Annotated in this window: 16 protein-coding genes; 7 read left to right on the forward strand and 9 right to left on the reverse strand. The window is 72.9% G+C overall.

Features of this window, described 5'->3' with window-relative positions; translation table 11 throughout:
- Positions 1–40: 40 nt before the first annotated feature.
- The 4 genes from ACFXDE_RS38855 to ACFXDE_RS38870 all read right to left on the reverse strand — a co-directional run bounded on the left by ACFXDE_RS38855 (position 41) and on the right by ACFXDE_RS38870 (position 3,964).
- Positions 41–310, reverse strand: a complete 270-nt coding sequence (locus tag ACFXDE_RS38855) for an acyl carrier protein (RefSeq protein WP_380499035.1) — start codon at positions 308–310, stop codon at positions 41–43.
- Between the two features lie 74 nt (positions 311–384).
- Positions 385–1,620: a ketosynthase chain-length factor gene (locus ACFXDE_RS38860; RefSeq protein WP_380499036.1), complete on the reverse strand. Its 1,236-nt coding sequence runs from the start codon at positions 1,618–1,620 to the stop codon at positions 385–387.
- Entirely contained in the window at positions 1,617–2,885 is a 1,269-nt protein-coding gene (locus ACFXDE_RS38865) for a beta-ketoacyl-[acyl-carrier-protein] synthase family protein (RefSeq protein WP_380499037.1), read from the reverse strand. Before ACFXDE_RS38865 ends, ACFXDE_RS38860 begins: the two co-directional genes overlap by 4 nt.
- 8 nt (positions 2,886–2,893) lie before the next feature.
- On the reverse strand, positions 2,894–3,964 hold the full coding sequence (locus ACFXDE_RS38870; RefSeq protein WP_380499038.1) for an acyltransferase domain-containing protein: 1,071 nt from the start codon (positions 3,962–3,964) through the stop codon (positions 2,894–2,896).
- A gap of 284 nt (positions 3,965–4,248) precedes the next feature.
- On the opposite strand from ACFXDE_RS38870, the gene ACFXDE_RS38875 reads away from it, so the two are divergent.
- Positions 4,249–5,289, forward strand: coding sequence for a ketoacyl-ACP synthase III family protein (locus ACFXDE_RS38875; RefSeq protein ID WP_380499039.1), 1,041 nt, complete (start codon positions 4,249–4,251; stop codon positions 5,287–5,289).
- 26 nt (positions 5,290–5,315) lie between these two features.
- Here the strand turns inward: ACFXDE_RS38875 and ACFXDE_RS38880 are convergent, their stop codons facing one another.
- The 5 genes from ACFXDE_RS38880 to ACFXDE_RS38900 form a co-directional block, all read right to left on the reverse strand.
- Positions 5,316–6,290, reverse strand: a complete 975-nt coding sequence (locus tag ACFXDE_RS38880; RefSeq protein ID WP_380499040.1) for an ABC transporter substrate-binding protein — start codon at positions 6,288–6,290, stop codon at positions 5,316–5,318.
- A gap of 62 nt (positions 6,291–6,352) precedes the next feature.
- A complete protein-coding gene (locus ACFXDE_RS38885; protein ID WP_380499041.1) occupies positions 6,353–7,102 on the reverse strand; it encodes an amino acid ABC transporter ATP-binding protein in 750 nt (249 codons plus the stop codon).
- Complete coding sequence (locus tag ACFXDE_RS38890; RefSeq protein WP_380499042.1) at positions 7,099–7,992, reverse strand: amino acid ABC transporter permease; 894 nt, start codon at positions 7,990–7,992, stop codon at positions 7,099–7,101. The genes ACFXDE_RS38885 and ACFXDE_RS38890 overlap by 4 nt, the downstream gene beginning before the upstream one ends.
- 13 nt (positions 7,993–8,005) lie before the next feature.
- The gene (locus ACFXDE_RS38895; RefSeq protein ID WP_380499043.1) at positions 8,006–9,475 is read right to left on the reverse strand and encodes an LLM class flavin-dependent oxidoreductase; all 1,470 of its coding nucleotides are present in this window, start codon (positions 9,473–9,475) and stop codon (positions 8,006–8,008) included.
- Between the two features lie 42 nt (positions 9,476–9,517).
- Complete coding sequence (locus tag ACFXDE_RS38900) at positions 9,518–9,979, reverse strand: MarR family winged helix-turn-helix transcriptional regulator (RefSeq protein ID WP_380499044.1); 462 nt, start codon at positions 9,977–9,979, stop codon at positions 9,518–9,520.
- A gap of 251 nt (positions 9,980–10,230) precedes the next feature.
- Between ACFXDE_RS38900 and ACFXDE_RS38905 the strand changes: the two genes are divergently transcribed.
- The 6 genes from ACFXDE_RS38905 to ACFXDE_RS38930 all read left to right on the forward strand — a co-directional run bounded on the left by ACFXDE_RS38905 (position 10,231) and on the right by ACFXDE_RS38930 (position 17,914).
- Positions 10,231–11,766 (forward strand): MDR family MFS transporter, encoded by a 1,536-nt coding sequence (locus ACFXDE_RS38905; protein ID WP_380499046.1) that lies wholly within the window; start codon positions 10,231–10,233, stop codon positions 11,764–11,766.
- Positions 11,767–11,954: 188 nt separating this feature from the next.
- The gene (locus ACFXDE_RS38910; RefSeq protein WP_380499048.1) at positions 11,955–12,875 is read left to right on the forward strand and encodes a zinc-binding dehydrogenase; all 921 of its coding nucleotides are present in this window, start codon (positions 11,955–11,957) and stop codon (positions 12,873–12,875) included.
- Between the two features lie 128 nt (positions 12,876–13,003).
- Positions 13,004–13,981, forward strand: a complete 978-nt coding sequence (locus tag ACFXDE_RS38915) for a zinc-binding alcohol dehydrogenase family protein (protein WP_380499049.1) — start codon at positions 13,004–13,006, stop codon at positions 13,979–13,981.
- Positions 13,982–14,005: 24 nt separating this feature from the next.
- Entirely contained in the window at positions 14,006–15,703 is a 1,698-nt protein-coding gene (locus ACFXDE_RS38920; protein ID WP_380499050.1) for an FAD-dependent monooxygenase, read from the forward strand.
- Positions 15,704–15,726: 23 nt separating this feature from the next.
- Positions 15,727–16,548, forward strand: a complete 822-nt coding sequence (gene fabG, locus ACFXDE_RS38925; protein ID WP_380499051.1) for a 3-oxoacyl-ACP reductase FabG — start codon at positions 15,727–15,729, stop codon at positions 16,546–16,548.
- A 97-nt stretch (positions 16,549–16,645) separates the two neighbouring features.
- Entirely contained in the window at positions 16,646–17,914 is a 1,269-nt protein-coding gene (locus tag ACFXDE_RS38930) for an amidohydrolase family protein (protein WP_380499052.1), read from the forward strand.
- The last annotated feature ends 73 nt before the right edge of the window (positions 17,915–17,987 follow it).

Below are 17,987 nucleotides of genomic sequence, written 5' to 3' on the forward strand. Positions count from 1 at the left end.
CTCCGGGGCCCCGCCCTTCGCCGTCTACCCGCGTGGCCGTTCAGCCCTGTGACAGCACGGAGTTGACCAGGTCGACGAAGCCCTGGGGGGTGTCGACGGAGTCCAGGTCCCGGTCGGGGAGGTCGACGCCGTAGTCACGGCTGACACGGGCGGTCACCTCCAGCAGGGCGAGCGAGTCGTAGCCCAGGTCGGTGAACGGTACGTCGGCGATGTCGCCGCTCAGGTCGACGGCCTCGTCCTCACCGGCCGAGTCACGCAGGATGCGGACGAACTCCTCGATGCTCAGTGTCGCGGTCCCATTGACGGTCATGGTGGGGGTTCCTTCCTTCTCGGCGCCTCGGTACCGGGCGGGTACGGGTGTCGGTGATCCGGCGGGTCGCCGGGTCACCGGGTGGTTCGAGCGGTGGTGACCACGACGGCGACGTTGAATCCGCCCTCTCCGCGGGCCAGCACCAGGGCGGCATCACCGGTGATGGGGCGGCTCCCGCCCAGCACCAGGTCCACCGGGCAGTCCTCCGCGACCGCGGTGACGTTCACGGTCGGCGGGATGGCGCCGTCGCGCAGCGTGAGCAGGGCGGAGACCAGGTCGAGCGCGGCTCCGCCCGCGTAGAGGCGACCGGTCTGCGCCTTCGGCGCGGCGACCGGTACCCCGCGGGGGCCGAACACCGCGGCCAGTGCGGCGGCTTCGGCGCGATCCGCCGCGGGCGTGCCGGCCGCGTCCGCGAAGACCACCGCCACCTCGGCCGGCTCCCGGCCCGCGTCCGCGAGGGCGGCACGGGCGGCCCGCTCCAGCCCGTCGGCCGCCGGAGCGCCCGGGTCGGGATCGAACGTGGCCGCGTACCCGGCGAGTTCGCCGTACACGTGCGCTCCGCGCAGGCGGGCGGAGGCCGGGTCCTCCAGCACCACGTACGCACCGCCCTCGCCCGGGACGTGACCGGACGCGGCCTCGTCGAAGGGCAGGTACGCCCGCTCCGGCCGGGACTCGGTACTGAGCCGACCGGACGCGATCTGGCCGACGAGGCCCAGCGGGCAGAGCGCTCCGTCGACGCCGCCGGCGAGCATCACCCTGGTGCCCTTGCGGATCTGCCGCCGCGCGTGGCCGACCGCGTCCAGTCCGCCCGCCTGGTCGGCGACGACGGCGCTGCAAGGTCCCTTCAGACCGTGCCGGATGGAGATCTGGCCCGTGTTGACGGCGTAGAACCAGGCGAAGGACTGGTACGCGCTGACGAACCGGCCACCCTTGTCCCACAGGTTCTGCAACTCGCGCTGACCGAACTCGAACCCGCCCATCGAGGAGGCCGAGGCGATGCCCGCCCCGTACTCGGAAACGGTGGTGAGGTCGAGTCCGCTGTCCTTCAACGCCTCGTCGGCCGCGAACAGGGCGAGCCTCGTCATGTGGTCGGTCTGGGGCAGCAACCGGCTCGGGACGTGTTCCTCGGGCACGAAGCCGGGCACCTCGCCGGCCAGCCGCACCGGGTAGCCCTCCGCCGCGAAGCGGGTGATCCCGGCGATGCCGGTGGCTCCCGCGACGGTGGCCGACCAGTGCGCGCCGGTGCCCAGACCGGTCGGCGCGGCGACGCCGATACCGGTGATCACGGGACGGTCGACGGTTGTGCTCACGCGATGCTCCTCTCGGGACGGGCCAGGACGACGGCGCTCTGGAAGCCACCGAAACCGCTGCCGACGCTGAGAACCGAGTCGACCCTGGCCTCCCGCGCGGTGTTCGGCACGTAGTCGAGGTCGCACAGCGGATCGGGTTCGTGCAGGTTCGCCGTCGGCGGGACCAGGCCGTACTCCATCGCCAGGACGGAGGCGACGAGTTCGAGCGCGCCGATCGCGCCGAGCGAGTGCCCGATCATCGACTTGATCGAGCTGACCGGCACCCGGTGTGCGTGCGCTCCGAGCGAGGTCTTGAACGCGGCGGTCTCGTGCCGGTCGTTCTGCTTGGTGCTGGAACCGTGTGCGTTGACGTAGTCGACCTGCTCGGGCAGGAGCCGGGCCTCGGTGAGGGCGACCCTGATCGCCTCGGCCATCTCGGCTCCGTCCGAACGCAGACCGGTCATGTGGTAGGCGTTGCTACGGCTGCCGAACCCTGCCACCTCCGCGTAGATCCGGGCCCCGCGGCGCCGCGCGTGCCCGAGTTCCTCCAGGACCAGGACCGCCGCGCCCTCACCGAGCACGAGTCCGTTGCGGGTGTTGTCGAACGGCCGGGAGGCGTGCTCCGGGTCGTCGTTGCGCGGCGAGGTGGCCTTGATGGCGTCGAAGCAGGCCAGGGTGATCGGCGAGATCGGGGCGTCGGTGCCGCCCGCGACCACCACCTCCGCGCTGCCCTCCCGGATCAGGTCGGCACCGTGGCCGACGGCGTCCAGGCCCGAGGTGCAGCCGTCGGACACCAGCGACACCGGGCCCCCGGCCCCGACCTCCCGGGCGAGTTCGGCGGCCAGCGAGCTGGGCACGAAGTGGTCGTAGAGCCGTGGCACGGCGTACTCGTGGTCGACCAGCCACCGGGCTCCGCCGTCACTGAGGACGACGTACTCGTTCTCCATCGACGTGGTGCACCCGACCGCGCAGCCGAGCGACACTCCCACGGTCGCGCTCGGCGTGAGCGCGGGTTCGAGGCCGGAGTCGGCGACCGCCTCCCTGGCGGCGGCCAGTGCGAACTGGCCGGCCCGATCCAGCCGGCGCGCCTCCTGCGGGGACAGCCCGGCCGTCGCGGGGTCGAAGTCCACCTCGGCGGCGATCCGGGAGCGGTACGGGGAGGCATCGAAGAGTGAGATCGTCCGGGTGGCCGTCCGCCCGTTCGACAGCAGGTCCCAGTACGCCTTGATCCCTGCTCCCCCGGGCGCCACCGCACCGATGCCGGTTATGACGACGCGTCGTTCCATGGCCATCCTCACTCGCTGTTGGCGGGATCGGGTCCCACGACCCGTGACCGTGACCGTGTCAAGGCATCCTGGAGAGGCGCTCCAATCAGCCTGGACACCGGTCCGGCCGCCGGTTCGACGAGGTCCGCGAGCGCCCGCTCGAAGACCGCCCGCTCGACGTCCGGTTCGCCCGGACGGGCCGGCAGCAGGCCGACCGCCCGGGAACCGCCCCTGACGACCCCGGGATGGCGACGGGCCAGCGTGGTGAGCCCCTGGCCGGGGCCCGCCTCCGCGAGCACCGCGGCCCCCTCCGCGAGCACGGCGTCCAGTGCCGGTCCGAAGAGCACCGGCCGGGCCGGCTGGAGCGCCCAGTACCGCACGTCCAGGGCGCGTTCCCGGCTCAACGGCCCGGGTTCGTAGCCGGAGTGCAGCGGCAGCCGCGGCGGGCGGATCGGCACCGTCGCGAGGAACTCCACCGAGCCGAGCGCGGCGTCGGTGAGCACCGGGCTGTGGAAGGGGTTGAGCGCGCGAGCCCTGCGGGCGGTGAAGCCGGCCGCGCGCAGGGCGTCCTCGACGGCGCGCAGACCTGCTTCCGGTCCGGCGAGCAGGACCTGTCGCGGCGCGTTGACCGCGCCGACGACGACCTCGTCCGTGGTGTAGCGGGCCACCTCGGCGGGACTCGCCTGTACGGCGAGCATCCCGCCGGGCGGCGTGCCGTCGAGCCGCCCGATCCGATCCGCCATCACGGCCACCGCGTCGGACGGTTCGAAGACGCCGGCCAGGGCGGCCGCGGCGACCTCGCCGACGCTGTGGCCGAGTAGCGCCGCAGGACGCACACCGGCGTCGAGGACGGTTCGGCCGACGGCCCAGTTCAGGGCGAACAGCAACGGCTGTGCGACGCGCGGGCCGTCGGCGGCGGGGCCCCGTTCCCCCGCGAGCCACCCGGCGCGCAGGTCGAAACCGTGTGTGCTCCACAGTTCCAGGACCTCGTCCATCCGGCCCCGGAAGCCCGGGTGCGCGTGGTACAGGCCCACCCCCATCCCGGGCTGCTGCGCGCCCTGTCCGGGGAACAGCATGACAACTGGCAGCGGATCGGTCACGGAAGTCTCCTCTCCTCGGTACCGCCAGGCTGGGGGCCGTCCCTGGAGGCTCGGTGCACCGGAGCCACAGCCCCGCGTGGGCGCCGACCGGGCGGGCTGTTCCAGCCGCGTTGGACCGGTGGTCCAGCGGCGGGCCGCACGGTGGTGTCCAGCCGGAGGCGCGCGACCCGTCGCCCCGGGTGAACCGCGGTCGGATCGGGGGCCGCCGGGCCGGGCACCACCTGGACCGGCGGCCGTCGACACCGTGGGGCGTACTCGGAGAAGCCGGTGAAAGGACATGGGGCATGAAGTTCGACGACCTGCACATCGCCGGAACGGCCCTTCACACGGAGCGCACGTGCCCGGTCGAGGCGGCGGTGCGCGACGGGCAGTACGAGGAGCGGTTCGCGGCCCAGAGCGGCATCACCGCCGTCGCGGTGTCGGCCGGCGCCTCCGCGCCGGAACTCGCGGTCGGCGCGGCCCGGCTGGTCCTGGAGCGGACGGACACGGCGCCGACCGACATCGACCTGGTGCTGCACGCGACCGTGCAGCACCAGGGTCACGACCTGTGGGCACCCGCCTCGTACGTCCAGCGCCACGCGGTCGGCAACCGGTGCCCCGCGATCGAGGTCAAGCAGCTGTCCAACGGGGGCATGGCCGCACTGGAGCTCGCGGCCGGCTACCTGACCGGCGGGTCCGGCCGCACCGGCGCGCTGCTGACGACCGGGGACGTGTTCGGCGCCCCCGGTTTCGACCGCTGGCACAGCGATCCCGGCACGGTGTACGGCGACGCGGGCACGGCACTGGTGCTGAGCCGGGGTTCCTCGGGCGTCGCCCGCCTGCGCAGCCTGGTGACGGTGTCGGACCCCGGCCTGGAGCAGATGCACCGGGGCCGGGACCCGTTCTCCCGGGTACCGTTCGAGGTGCGTCGGCCGATCGACCTGGGGTTGCTGCAACAGGCCTTCCTGGAGGACGTCGGGCGCTCGCACACCGTCGCCCGGATCACCGCCGGACAGGACGAGACGCTGAAGCGGGCGCTGGCCGACGCGGAGTGCGCGCTCTCGGACCTGTCCTGGTTCGTGCTGCCGAACTTCGGCCGGCGCCGGCTGAGTTCGGCGTTCCTGCGCCCGTGGGGCATCTCCGAGGAGCGCACCACCTGGCGGTGGGGTCGCACGGTGGGACACCTGGGGGCCGGAGACCAGTTCGCGGGGCTCGCGTTCCTCACCCGGTCCGGCCTGGCGCGCACCGGTGAGCTGGGCCTGCTGTTCGGGATCGGCGCCGGGTTCACGTGGAGCTGCGCGGTCGTGGAGTTCACGGGTCCGGGCCGGGGGCAGTCGGCCGCGTGAACTCCACCGACCGACGGGCAGCCGGGTCAGCCCTTCGACGGCGGATTGACCATCGACTCCCGGACCCCGGCCGACTCCAGCCCCCACTTCCCCAGGATCCTCGCGTAGGTGCCGTCCTGGATCAGCCGGTTCACCGCGTCCTTCACCGGCCCGGCGAGCGGGGAGCCCTTCTTGACGACGAGGCCGACGTTCTTGCGCTCGATCTCGTTGAGGTAGCGCAGGTTCGGCTGCTGGGAGGCCGCGTACCGCAATGCGCTCGAGGTCGTCATCAGCACGTCCACGTGCCCCTGGCGGAGGGCGAGGAAGTGCGCGGCGGCATCGGAGTACGTGCTGACCGAGATCGGCTTGCGACCGTCCGCTTCGCACTGCCCGCTCGCCTTGGCGAGGTCGGACTCGTACGTCGTACCGACTCCGGTGCCGACCCGGAGCCCGCACAGCTGCTGCAGGTCGGTCACCCGGGTCAGCTTGCTGTCGTCCCGGACCGCGAAACCGGTGCCGTCGGTGGTGTAGAGCACGAAGTCGACGGCCTGCTCGCGTTCCTCGGTGACGCCGAGGTCGGCGGTGCCGAGCTCGTACCGCCCGGCGTTCAGCCCGGTGATCAGGGACGCCCCGCTGACGTGCGTGCGGTCCACGGTCAGCCCGAGCAGTCGCGCCACGGCCTCCGAGATGTCGATGTCCAGGCCCCGCGGCGGGCCGCCGCCCTCGGGAGTGAACGCGGTGGGCGGCGCTCCGACGCCGGACCCGATGCGCAGCACCCCGGACCCGCGCAGTTCCGCGGGCAGCTCCGCGGCGAGCGCGTCGTCCTTGCGCACCCCGGAGACCACGTCCTCTCGGCCGAGTTCGGCGAGCTTGCCGTCCTCGGGGACGGCCGGCTTGCCGGAGCCGCAGGCGGCGAGCACCAGGGCGAGCAGGGCCGCCGCCACGGCGGCCTGGACGGGGCGGGGGCGGCGTGCTCGACGTCCGCGCAGGAACGGACGGTCGACGGCCGGGGTGTTTGGCATGGTTCCTCCTTTGACAACGGATCGGTCCGGGACGCGGACGGTACGACCGGCCGGCCGACGGCTCAGCCGCGGGCCAGGAAGTCGGCCGTGCGCGCGTGGAGCGGAGCCGCCAGGACCTGCTCGGGCGGGCCGGACTCGACGACGCGCCCCTTGTCCATGAAGACGACGTGGTCGGCGATCTCCCCGGCGAAGCGCAACTCGTGGGTGACCACGATCATGGTCATTCCGCGGTCGGCCAGTTCTCGGACCACCTTCAGCACCTCCCCGGTGAGTTCGGGGTCGAGCGCACTGGTCGGCTCGTCGAACAGCATCGCCCGGGGCTCCATCGCGAGGGCCCGCGCGATCGCGACCCGCTGCTGCTCCCCTCCGGACAGCTGGTGCGGGCGCGCGGCCCGCTTCCCGCCGAGGCCGACCCGCGCGAGGAGTTCGCCGGCCCGCTCCTCGGCCTCGGCCCGTTTCAGCCCGAGCAGGGCCCGCGGGGCCTCGGTGACGTTGTCGAGGACCGTCAGGTGCGGAAAGAGCCGGAAGTTCTGGAAGACCATCCCGGTGCGGGTGCGCTGGCGGGCGACGGCTCGCCGGGGCCGCTCGTAGAGCCGGCCGCGGCGCCACTCGTACCCGACGAGTTCGCCGTCGACGACGATGCGTCCGGCGTCGATGCGTTCGAGCCGGTTGATGCACCGGAGCAGGGTGCTCTTGCCCGACCCGGACGGACCGATGACACAGGTGACGGTCGACTCGGGAACGCCGAGCGAGACGTCGTCCAGCACGGTCAGCGCGCCGAACCTCTTGCGGACACCCACCGCTTCGATCATCCCCGCCTCCTGGTGGCGTAACGGCGTTCGACGACGTACTGAGCGGCACTGAGCAGGGTGGTCAGCACCAGGTACCAGAGCGTGGCCACCAACAGCAGCGGGATGACCAGGTAGTTCCGGTTGTAGATCAGCTGCGTCGCGTACAGCAGGTCCTGGACGGCGATGACGCTGACGATGGACGTGCCCTTGAGCAGGGCGATGACCTGACTGCCCGTCGGCGGCAGGATCGCGGGCATGGCCTGCGGCAGCACGATCCGCAGGAAGGTCCGGACGCCGCGCAGGCCCAGGGCCTCGGCGGCCTCGGTCTGATCACGGCTCACCGACAGGATCCCGGCCCGGACGATCTCGGCGAACTGCCCGGCCTCGTGCAGCACGAGGCCGATGACGGCGGCCGTGAGGCCGCTGATCAACTGCTCGGTGGCGAAGTCGGTGAACGCCGGCCCGAACGGGATGCCGATGCTGAGCCTCGGGTACAGCAGCGAGATGTTGTACCAGAACAGCAGTTGGACGAGCATCGGCACGGACCGGAACAGCCAGGTGTAGCCCCAGCTCAGGGCCGCCAGGACCGGGTTGCCCGACAGCCGCATCACGGCGAGCACGGTGCCGAGGGCGAAGCCGCCGAGGAAGGCGACACCGGTCAGCCACAGGGTGGTGACGAGTCCGGAGACCACGGCGTCGGCGCCGAAGTACTTGGCGACGACCTCCCAGCGGAACACGTCGTTGGTGACGAGCGCGTGGAGGGCCATCGCCACCAGGACGGCGGCCGCCCCCGCCGCCACCCAGCGCAGCGGCCGGGGGCGGGGTCGCGCGAACGCCGCGTCGGCCTCGCCCGGGCCCGGGGCGGACGGTTCGGTCCGCCCCGGGGCCGGGTGCGTACGGAGGGAAGCCATCGGCGGTCCGTCCTCAGTCGTTCGACGCGTAGTGCGGAAGGACGTGCTCGGCGAACAGGCGCATGGTGCGCGCCGCCTCCTCGAACGGCATGGCGCCGGAGATCACCTGGAGGCTGATCGTGAAGTCACCGAACCAGCCTCGGATGTCGTCGATCGCCGCGCGCACCTCCTCGGGGGTACCGACCAGCGTCTTGCGTTCGGCGACCGAACGGTCGAAGTCGCCGCGGCCCGCCTTCTCGACGATCTTCTCGTAACCGGGGTAGTCGGCACTGCGGGTGTCCTTCCAGGAGGAAACCGCGGCCGCGAGGGCCCGGTTGGCCCGCTCGGACGACTGCCGGCCCCCGACCCGCGCCTCCTGGCCGTCCTCGGCGACGTAGCAGCCGTAGCTCATGTGGACGTCCTCCTCCCCGGGCTCGAAGCCGGCCGCGCCGGCCGCGGCGCGGTACTTGGCCAGCGTCTGCTGCACCTGCTCGCGCGGATTGATGGACGGGACGAGCATCACGCCGTACCCGGCACGGCCCGCGGCCTCCGCGGACGCCGGCGTCTTCGCGGTGGCGACCAGGATCCGCGGGTGCGGCCGCTGCCAGGTGCGGGGCAGCATGGTGACCGGGCCGAAGCTGTGGAAGGTGCCCTTCCACACCACGTCCTCCTCCGCCCACAGGCGGCGGACCGCCTCGACGCCCTCGTCGAAACGGGCCCGGCTCTCGTCCATGGACACCTCGAACGCGGCGAACTCGTCGGGCAGGAAGGCCCTTCCGAACCCGACGTCGAGGCGCCCCCGGGAGATGTTGTCGAGCATGGCGAGCTTCCCGGCGAGCTTCAGCGGGTGGGTGAACGCCGGCAGCACGGCGCCGGTGACGAGGCGGACCCGGCTGGTGCGGGCCGCGGCGGCCGCGAGGAAGGTCACCGGGTCCGGGCTGTAGCCGCCGTACTCGTGGAAGTAGTGCTCCACGGTCTTCACGTGGTGGAAGCCGAGTTCGTCGGCGAGTTCGGCCAGCCGCAGCGACTCCTCGAAGTGCTGCCCGGCGGGCTGCCCTTCCGGGAAACCGTCGACGAGGAAGGCGAGCAGCTCCGCCAGCTTGCCGGAGAAGCCCTCACCGCCCCCGTCCACCGGGACCCCGGGGGCGAGGGCGTGCGCCTCGATGCTGCCCGCACCCGCACCGCGGCCGATGCCCAGGTCGATCCTTCCGGGGTCGAGCGCACTGAGCACCCGGAACACCTCGGCGACCTTCAGCGGGCTGTAGTACGGCAGCAGCACACCGCCCGACCCGACGCGGATGCGGCGGGTCTCGGCGGCCGCCCTGGCCACCATGATCTCGGGGGCGGGCCCCGCGAACGAGGGCGTGGCGTGGTGCTCGGCCACCCAGAAGCGGTGGTAGCCGAGCCGGTCCGCGAGCCGCGCCAGGTCCAGCGAGTTGCGCAGGGCGGTGGCCGCGGTGGACCCCTCCGGTATGACGGACTGGTCCAGTACGGACAGTTTCACGATGATCTCCTCCAGGTCTCGACCGATTGGAGGGGATGGTGATCAGGGGAGGACGGCCCCGGCGGCCGCGTGCCGGAAGCGGGCCACGAGCGACGCCCAACGGTCGTCGAACGACGCGAGGTCGAGGAGTCCCGCCAGTTCCTCGCGGCAGCTGGCCTCGGCCCGTTCACCGCACTCGGCGCCGGCCGGCGTCAGCATGCAGTACACGCCGCGACGGTCGTGGTCACAGGAGACCCGGGCCGTGAAACCCTTGTTCTCCAGCCGGGTGACGAGCCGACTCATGGACGACTGGTCGAGTCCGACCGCGTTCGACAGCTCCTGGACCCGGGTGCCGCGCTCGTGGCCGTGCCGCAGCTCGATCAGCACCGCGAGCTCCGGCAACGAGATCTGGTACTCGCTCGCGAGCATCCGTTCCAGGGACTGGTTGAGCTGACCGACCATCAGCGTCAACCGTCGCCACAGGTCGAACTCCCCGGTGCTCCCGGCGCGCTCATCGGCCGACATGCCGCCTCCCTTTCCTCACTCCCCTCCAGTATAGGGCCGACTCCATGCACAATCCATGTTCATGCATGCTTTCCGGCGACCCTCACCTCCAGACTGCCTCGAACACCCGCCCGTAGACAAGGTCTTCCGGGAATCGATCGCGTCAAAGTAGATGCAGGCGCCTACATTATTTGCGTACAGTGGTGGCACCGAGTGAGCGAGGCGCCGTTCCGCGCCCGCGAGACCGCCCCATCGACATCCAGGTGGTACGCATGACACCCGCAACTCCCGAGTCCTCCACGGCGACCGAGCCGACCGCACAGCCCTCGAAGACCGCTCCGGCGGCGGCCGGGACCACCGGCCCGGCGGACGACAAACTCGACCCGGCCTTCATGCGGATGGCCGCCGTCCTGCTGCTGGCCCTGCTGATGGCCCTGCTCGACGAGACGATCGTCAACGTCGGCCTCACCACGCTCAGCGGCACCTTCGACTCGCCGCTGGAGAACGTCCAGTGGGTCACCGGCGGCTACCTGCTCGCCGTCGCCGCCGCCACCCCCTTCGCCGGCTGGGCGGTCGACCGGTTCGGCGGCCGCACCATGTGGCTCACCGCCGTCCTGCTGTTCGTGCTCGGCTCGACCCTCTCCGGCGCCGCCTGGTCACTGCCGGCGCTGATCGTGTTCCGGGTGCTCCAGGGCATCGGCGGCGGCATGATCGTGCCGGTCGTCCAGAGCGTCCTCGCGACCACCGCCGGTCCCTCCCGGGTCGCCAAGGCCATGGCCCTGATCTCGCTGCCGCTCACCCTCGGGCCGATCCTCGGCCCGGTCCTCGGCGGCGTGCTGGTCGACGCCGTCAGCTGGCGCTGGATGTTCCTGATCAACATCCCGATCGGTGTGGTCGCCCTGCTGCTCGCCCTGCGGACGCTGCCCGCCGGCGACCACGGCAGCCGGTCCGACGAGCGCCTGGACGTGCTCGGTCTGGTCCTGCTCTCCCCCGGTTTCGCCGCCCTCGTCTACGGCCTCACCACCGCGGCGCGCGACAGCGACGTCGCGTCCCCGCAGGTCGTCGTCTCCTTCGTGCTCGGCGCCCTGCTGCTCGTCGGGTACGTGGTACACGCGCTGCGCACCACCGTCGTTCCCCTGATCGACCTGCGGATGTTCAAGCTGCGCGGCTTCACGATGGCGGTCGTCACGATGTTCTTCGTCGGCGCCGTCGCCAACGGCCTGCTGTTCCTCACCCCCCTCTACTACCAGCAGTCCCGCGACTTCGGCGCCCTGCACGCCGGTCTCCTGCTGATCCCCTCCGGCGTGCTCGGCGCGGCCGGCGCGATCACGTCCGGCAAGACCGCGAACAAGGTCACCGCGCGGCTCACCTCCGCCGTCGGCATGCTGCTCACCGCGCTCGGAGCGCTCGCCTTCTCCGGGGTCGGTGCCGACACCAACACCGCGTGGCTGTCCGTCGCGATCGGCCTGACCGGCTACGGCATCGGCCTCACCGCCCCCGGCACGATGGCGTTCATGTACCAGGCCGTCGGCCCGGAGCGCGCCACCCGGGCCACCAGCGCCCTGTTCATCGTCAACCAGATCGGTGGTGCCCTCGGCATCGCGGTCATCGCCATCACCCTCCAGTCCCGGCTCGCCGACACGGAGGGCCACCCGGCCGGAGCGTACGGCGGCACCTACGCGGCGGTCATCGCCTTCGGCGTGGTCGCCGCCCTCGCCGCGCTCGCCCTGCCCGGGTCCTTCCGGGCGAAGGCTCCGGCCCAGCCCGAGGGGGGCGCCGACCCCTCCCCCGAGTCCGCCGCGGTCTGACCACACCCGCCAGGCCCGCCCACACCCCCGGGGGCGGGCCGTCGGCGTCGTGTGCCCGCCCCCGGCGGACGTGCGGCGCCGAGCTTCCGACGCTCGGACCGGCCCGGCCTCACGGATGTTGGACCGAGAATCCAGCGCCCCCGCCTACACCTGGGATCTCACCCATACCGCCTGCCCACGAGGACAAAGTGAAGGCACTGGTCACCACCGAACTCGACCCGCTCACCCTGGAACTGCGGTCCGTGCCCGACCCCCGGCCGCGCCCGGACGAAGCACTCATCGAGGTCCACGCGACAGCCCTGAACCGCGCCGACCTCCTGCTGGCCGTCCGTCGGCCGGTCGGCTCCCCCATCGGCCTGGACGTCGTCGGCACCGTCCTGCGCCCCGCCTCCGACGGAAGCGGCCCCCCGGCAGGCGCCCGCGTCGTCGGCCTGGCGGACAACGACGCGTGGGCCGAGCTCGCCGCCGTCCGCACCGACCGCCTGACGGGCATCCCGGACGGTGTCTGCGACACCACCGCCGTCACCCTCCCCGTCGCCGGCCTCACCGCCCTCTACGCGCTCCAGCGCGCGGGCTGGCTGCTCGGCCGGCGCACCCTGGTCACCGGCGCGAGCGGCGGCGTCGGGCGCATCGCCGTCCAACTGGCCCTCGCGGCCGGGAGCGAGGTGACCGCCTGGGTCGGATCCCCCGCCCGGGGTGCCGGCCTGGCCGACTTCGGCGCACAGGTCGTCACCGGCTACGACGAACCGCCCACCGCCCCGGTCGACATCCTCGTCGACAGCGTCGGCGGCGAGGTGTTCAGCACCGGCTACCAGCTCCTGCGCCGCGGCGGCGTCGCGACCGTGTTCGGCAACACGGTCCGCTCCGAGCTGCGCCTGCCCGCCGACTGGGGCCACGCCAGGCCGGGCGTGCGCATCGAGTACCTGTTCCTGCTCGACGAGGTCACCCGGCGCGACGTACCGGCCGACCTGACGCTGCTCCTGGGCCTGGTCGCCGCGGGGAAGCTGGCGGCCGAGCCCGGACTGCTCACCCCGTGGTCCGACCCGCAGCACGCCGTCGACGCCCTCCGGTCCCGCGAGATCAACGGGAAGATCGTGCTCTCCATGTGACCGCGAGCCCGCGACGACGAGCGCGAACGGCGCCCGCCGGACGCGGCACGCCGCACGCCGCACGCCGCACGCCGCACGCCGCACGCCGCACGCAAGACAACCGCCTCCCACCGCAGCCCGAGGTTCCCATGCGACTGATCAGCTACCACGAGCACGGCTCTCCCGACGTCCTGCGCGTCGAGGACGCTCCGGTGCCCACGCCCGGCCCCGCGCAACTGCTCCTGCGCACCGAAGCCATCGGCGTCAACTTCATCGAGACCCAACTGCGCGGCAACACCGCACCGTTCCCGTCCCCGCTACCCGGCCGGCCCGGGGGCGACGTGGTCGGCCGGGTCGAGGCGCTCGGTTCGGGCGCCGACGGTCCGGCCCCCGGAACGCGGGTCGTGGCATTCGGCGTGCCGGCCGCGTACGCGGACTTCGTCGTCGTCGATGCCGACCGGGTCCTGGTCGTACCCGAGGACCTCGATGCGGCCACCGCGACCGCACTCGGCTCCACCGCGCAGACCGCCTGGAGCGTCCTCGACGCCGCCCGCATCGCCAAGGGCGAGACGGTACTGGTCCACGCGGCGGCCGGCGCGATCGGACACCTCGTCACCCAGCTCGCCGCGCTGCGCGGCGCGGGCCGGGTGATCGGCACGGTCGGCTCGCCCGCCAAGGCCGACTTCGTCCGCGCGCACGGCGCCGACGCCGTCGTCGACTACCGGCAGCCGGACTGGGCGGAGCGGGTCCGCGAGCTCACCGGCCGGTCCGGCGTCGACGTCGTGCTCGACAGCGTCGAGGGGGACGTGTTCAAGGACGGCCTCAAACTGCTCAAGCCCTACGGGCGGCTGGTCTACTACGGTTTCGCGGGCGGCGGGGGCCGGGTCGCGAACCTCGCGATGACCGAACTCCTCGGCCTCACCTACGTGGTGGGCACTTCCCTCGACGCCTGGGCGAAGGCCGACCCGGTCGGGGTCACGCAGGCGCGCCGTGAGCTCGTCCGGCTGGTGGCCTCCGGCGAACTGCGCGTCGCCGTGCACACCACGCTGCCGCTGGCCGAAGCCGCCGAGGCCCACCGGGTCATCGAGAACCGGGCCCAGCTGGGTCGTGTCGTCCTCCTCCCCTGATCGCCCGGACAAGGAGCCAACGTCATGCCACAGTCAGCCGAACACCCCGATCCGGTCGCGGCTCCGCCGGTGTCCGGAGCGGACGGAACCGAGGAGACCGTCCCCGTCCTGGTGGTCGGGGCGGGTCCGGGCGGCCTCAGCACCGCCGTCTTCCTCGGCCTGCACGGCGTGCCGGCCCTGGTGGTCGAGCACCGCCCGGGCACGTCGACCGCGGTGAAGGCCACCGGCCAGTACCCGCACGCCATGGAGGCCATGGCCATCGCCGGCGTCGCCGGGGAGGTGCGGGAACGGGGGCGGGAGTACCGCAGCGACTTCCGGCTGGTCGTCGCCGAGTCCCTCGCGGGCCCGGTCTCGCGGACGCTGATGAGCGGCGACCAGCTGAGCATGCGGCACCTCTCCCCGGAGGACTGGGGCACCGCCAGCCAGTCCACCGTGGAGGCCGTGCTCGCCGACCGGGCGACCGAGCTGGGCGCCCGGCTCCGCTTCTCGACCCGGCTCGTGTCGTTCGTCCAGGACGCCACCGGGGTCACCGCCGTCACCGAGGGGACGACCACCGGCGAGCGGCGGAGCATCCGGGCGAAGTACCTGGTCGCGGCCGATGGCTGGCGCAGCGGCGTCCGGCAGGACCTCGGCATCCCGCTCCGCGGTCGCGGCACGGTCGGCACCGTGCTGCGCGTCATGTTCCGGGCCGATCTGAGCGAGCAGCTCTCGCACACGGACGGCGCTGCCGACGGCCGCCGCTTCGCCGCCTTCCACGTGGGCCGCGCAGTCCTGTTCAACACGGAAGTGCCCGGTCTGTACGGGTACTTCCGCAACCTCACACCCGACCTCCCGGACGGCTGGTGGAGTCGCGAGGAGACCGTCGTCGCGCAGATCCGCTCCGACCTCGGCATCCCGGACACCGCGGTGAAGATCGAGGAGACCAGCCGGACCGAGATCTCCTGCGGGGTCGCCGAGCGGTTCCGTGACGGCCGGGTCCTGCTCGTTGGCGACGCCGCGCACGTCATGCCGCCGACCGGCGGCCTGGGCGGCAACACCGCGTACCTGGACGGGCTCTACCTGGGCTGGAAGCTCGCGGCCGTCCTGCAGGGCACCGCGGGAGAGGGCCTGCTCGACACCCATGACACGGAACGCCGCCCGTACGCCGAGGAGTTGGTGGAGCAACAGTTCGCCAATCTCGTCGACCGCATCGCCCCCGAGCTCGCCGACGGACCGCACACCCCGCCACTGCCCCCGCCGGTGATCGCGTTCGGCTACCGCTTCCCCCGCGGGGCGGTGCTCACCGAGCCCGACGACGGGGGCGAGCTGTTCGAGGACCCCGCGCGCCCGACGGGGCGGCCCGGCTCGCACGCCCCCTACGTCCGGCTCACCCGCCCGAACGGCACGGCCACCTCCACCACCGCGCTCTTCGGCCGGACGTTCGTGCTGCTCACCGGACCCGCCGGGGTCGCGTGGGCCGAGGCCGCCGGACGCGTCGCGCGCACGCTCGGGGTCTCCCTCCGAACGCACCTCGTCGGAGCCGGAACCGAATTGGCGGACGACGACGGAGGTTTCGCCGCCGCGTACGGCATCGACGCCGCCGGGGCCGTGCTGGTGCGCCCGGACCGGTTCGTGGCCTGGCGGTCCGCCGGAGCACGGCCGGACCCGGCGGCCGAGATCGACCGCGCGGTGCGGCGGATCCTCTTCCGCCCCGTGGACCGCACCTCACCGAGGCTCCCGTGAACACCTCCGCGAAAGGACACACCATGGCAGTGGCAGAAGCGGCCTCCCGGACCGAGGACCCGCGGACGAACGACCGTCGCCCGGCACTGGTCACCGGCGGAACGAGCGGGATCGGCTACGCGATCGCCGAGTTGCTCGGCGCACAGGGGCACCCGGTCTTCCTCTGCGGCCGCAGCGGTGACACCGTCTCCGCCACGGTGGACAAGCTGCGTGCGCAGGGCATCGACGCCGACGGCATCGCCACCGACGTCACGTCCAAGGCCGACATCAAGCACCTCGTGCGGGCCGCCGTGGAGCGCTTCGGGCCGGTCCGGGTCCTGGTCAACAACGCGGGGCGCGGCGGCGGCGGAGCCACCGCCGACCTGCCGGACGACCTGTGGGAGGCCGTCATCGAGACCAACCTCAACAGCGTCTTCCGGATCACCCGCGAGGTGCTCTCCGACGGCGGCATGCTGGAGAGCGGACACGGGCGCATCATCAACATCGCCTCCACCGGCGGCAAGCAGGGCGTCGAACTGGCGGCCCCGTACTCCGCGTCGAAGCACGGCGTCATCGGGTTCACGAAGGCGCTCGGCAAGGAACTCGCCCAGAGCGGGATCACCGTGAACGCGGTCTGCCCCGGCTACGTGGAGACCCCGATGGCGGCCCGGGTCCGCCAGGGCTACGCGGCGCACTGGGGCACCACCGAGGAGGACGTGCTGACCAGGTTCCAGGCCAAGATTCCGCTCGGCCGCTATTCGACCCCCGAGGAGGTCGCCGGCCTCGTCGGCTACCTCGCCGGCGACCTCGCCGCCTCCATCACGGCCCAGGCGCTGAACGTGTGCGGCGGCCTCGGCAACTACTGACCGCCGACACGGTGGCGGGGCGGAGCGGGGGCGCCGGCCCCGGCCCCGCTCCGCCCGCAGCCGGCCCGGGGAACGCCGGACACCTCGAACGAAATGAGTGACCAGGGTGAGGTACTACACGGCGGACCGCCTGTTTCTCGGCGGGACGCGCGGACACCTCCGGCACGGCGGGGTGCTGGTGGACCACGGGACGATCCGCTGGGTCGGTCCCCGACGGGAACTGCCGGGACGGCTGAGACGGTCCAGCGAGCAGGTGGACCTCGGGCCGCTGACCCTCATGCCGGGTTTCGTCGACAGCCACGTCCATCTGGCGCTGGACGGCGCTTCCGGCGCCATGGACCGGATGCGCGCCGCCTCCGACGAGGAGCTGTTCGCACTGATGCTCCGCAACGCGGCGGAGTTGCTGTCGGCGGGCGTCACCACCGCCCGGGACCTCGGTGCTCCGGGCGGCCTCGGCGTGCGCGTCCGCGAGACGATCCGCTCGGGCCGCGCACCGGGGCCCGAACTGCTCGTCTCGGGCGCCCCGTTGACCACTCCGGGAGGCCACTGCTGGTTCATGGGCGGCGCCTGCCTGGGCGAAGCGGCACTGCGCCGGGCGGTGCGGGAGCAGGCCCGGTCCGGTGTCAGCGTCATCAAGGTCATGGCGACCGGTGGGGCGCTGACGGACGGCTCGTCCTCCTGGCAGGGCCAGTTCACCGGGCCGGAGCTCGCCGCGGTCGTCGACGAGGCCGGGCGGGCGGGCCTGCCGGTCGCCGCGCACGCACACGGCAGCGGCGGGATAGCGGCCGCGCTCCGGGCCGGCGTGCACACCATCGAGCACTGCAGCTTCCTCGACCCGTCCGGCGTGATAGCTCCGGAGCCCGAGCTGGTCCGCGCGCTCGCCGCGGCCGACGTGCACGTGTGTCCGACCATCAGTGTCCGGTTCAGTGCGCGCCTGGAGCAGCCGGACCCGCACCGCCCTCCGATCCGGCCGGCCCTGCCCGTCCTGTACCGCCACGGCGTCCGGATCATCGCCGGAACCGACGCGGGCACCGACGGCACGCCCCACCACGCGTACGTGGAAGGCCTGATCGGCATGGCGCGACTCGGTGTCCCGCCCGCGCGGGTCCTGGAGTCGGCGACCTCCCAGGCGGCCCGGGCCCTGCGGGTCGCCACCCTCACCGGCAGGATCGCGCCCGGCCTGCGCGCCGACCTGATCGCCGTCGAGGGCGACCCGCTGCGGGACATCACCGCCCTGCGCGAGCTCCGCTTCATCCTGTCGCGCGGCGCGGAGATCACTCCCCGGGTCCGGACCGACGTGCCGGGCCGGGACCGGGACCGGGACCGAGGAACGGGCACTTCAAACAGGCCACTCTCAAACAGGTGAACCTTTATCGGTAATTCCGGATGCGCTTGATCGCACATCAAGCATCCGGACGCACATCCCCGATGTGACCCTT

It is taken from the genome of Kitasatospora sp. NPDC059408 (assembly GCF_042751525.1).
Classification (GTDB): Bacteria; Actinomycetota; Actinomycetes; order Streptomycetales; family Streptomycetaceae; genus Kitasatospora.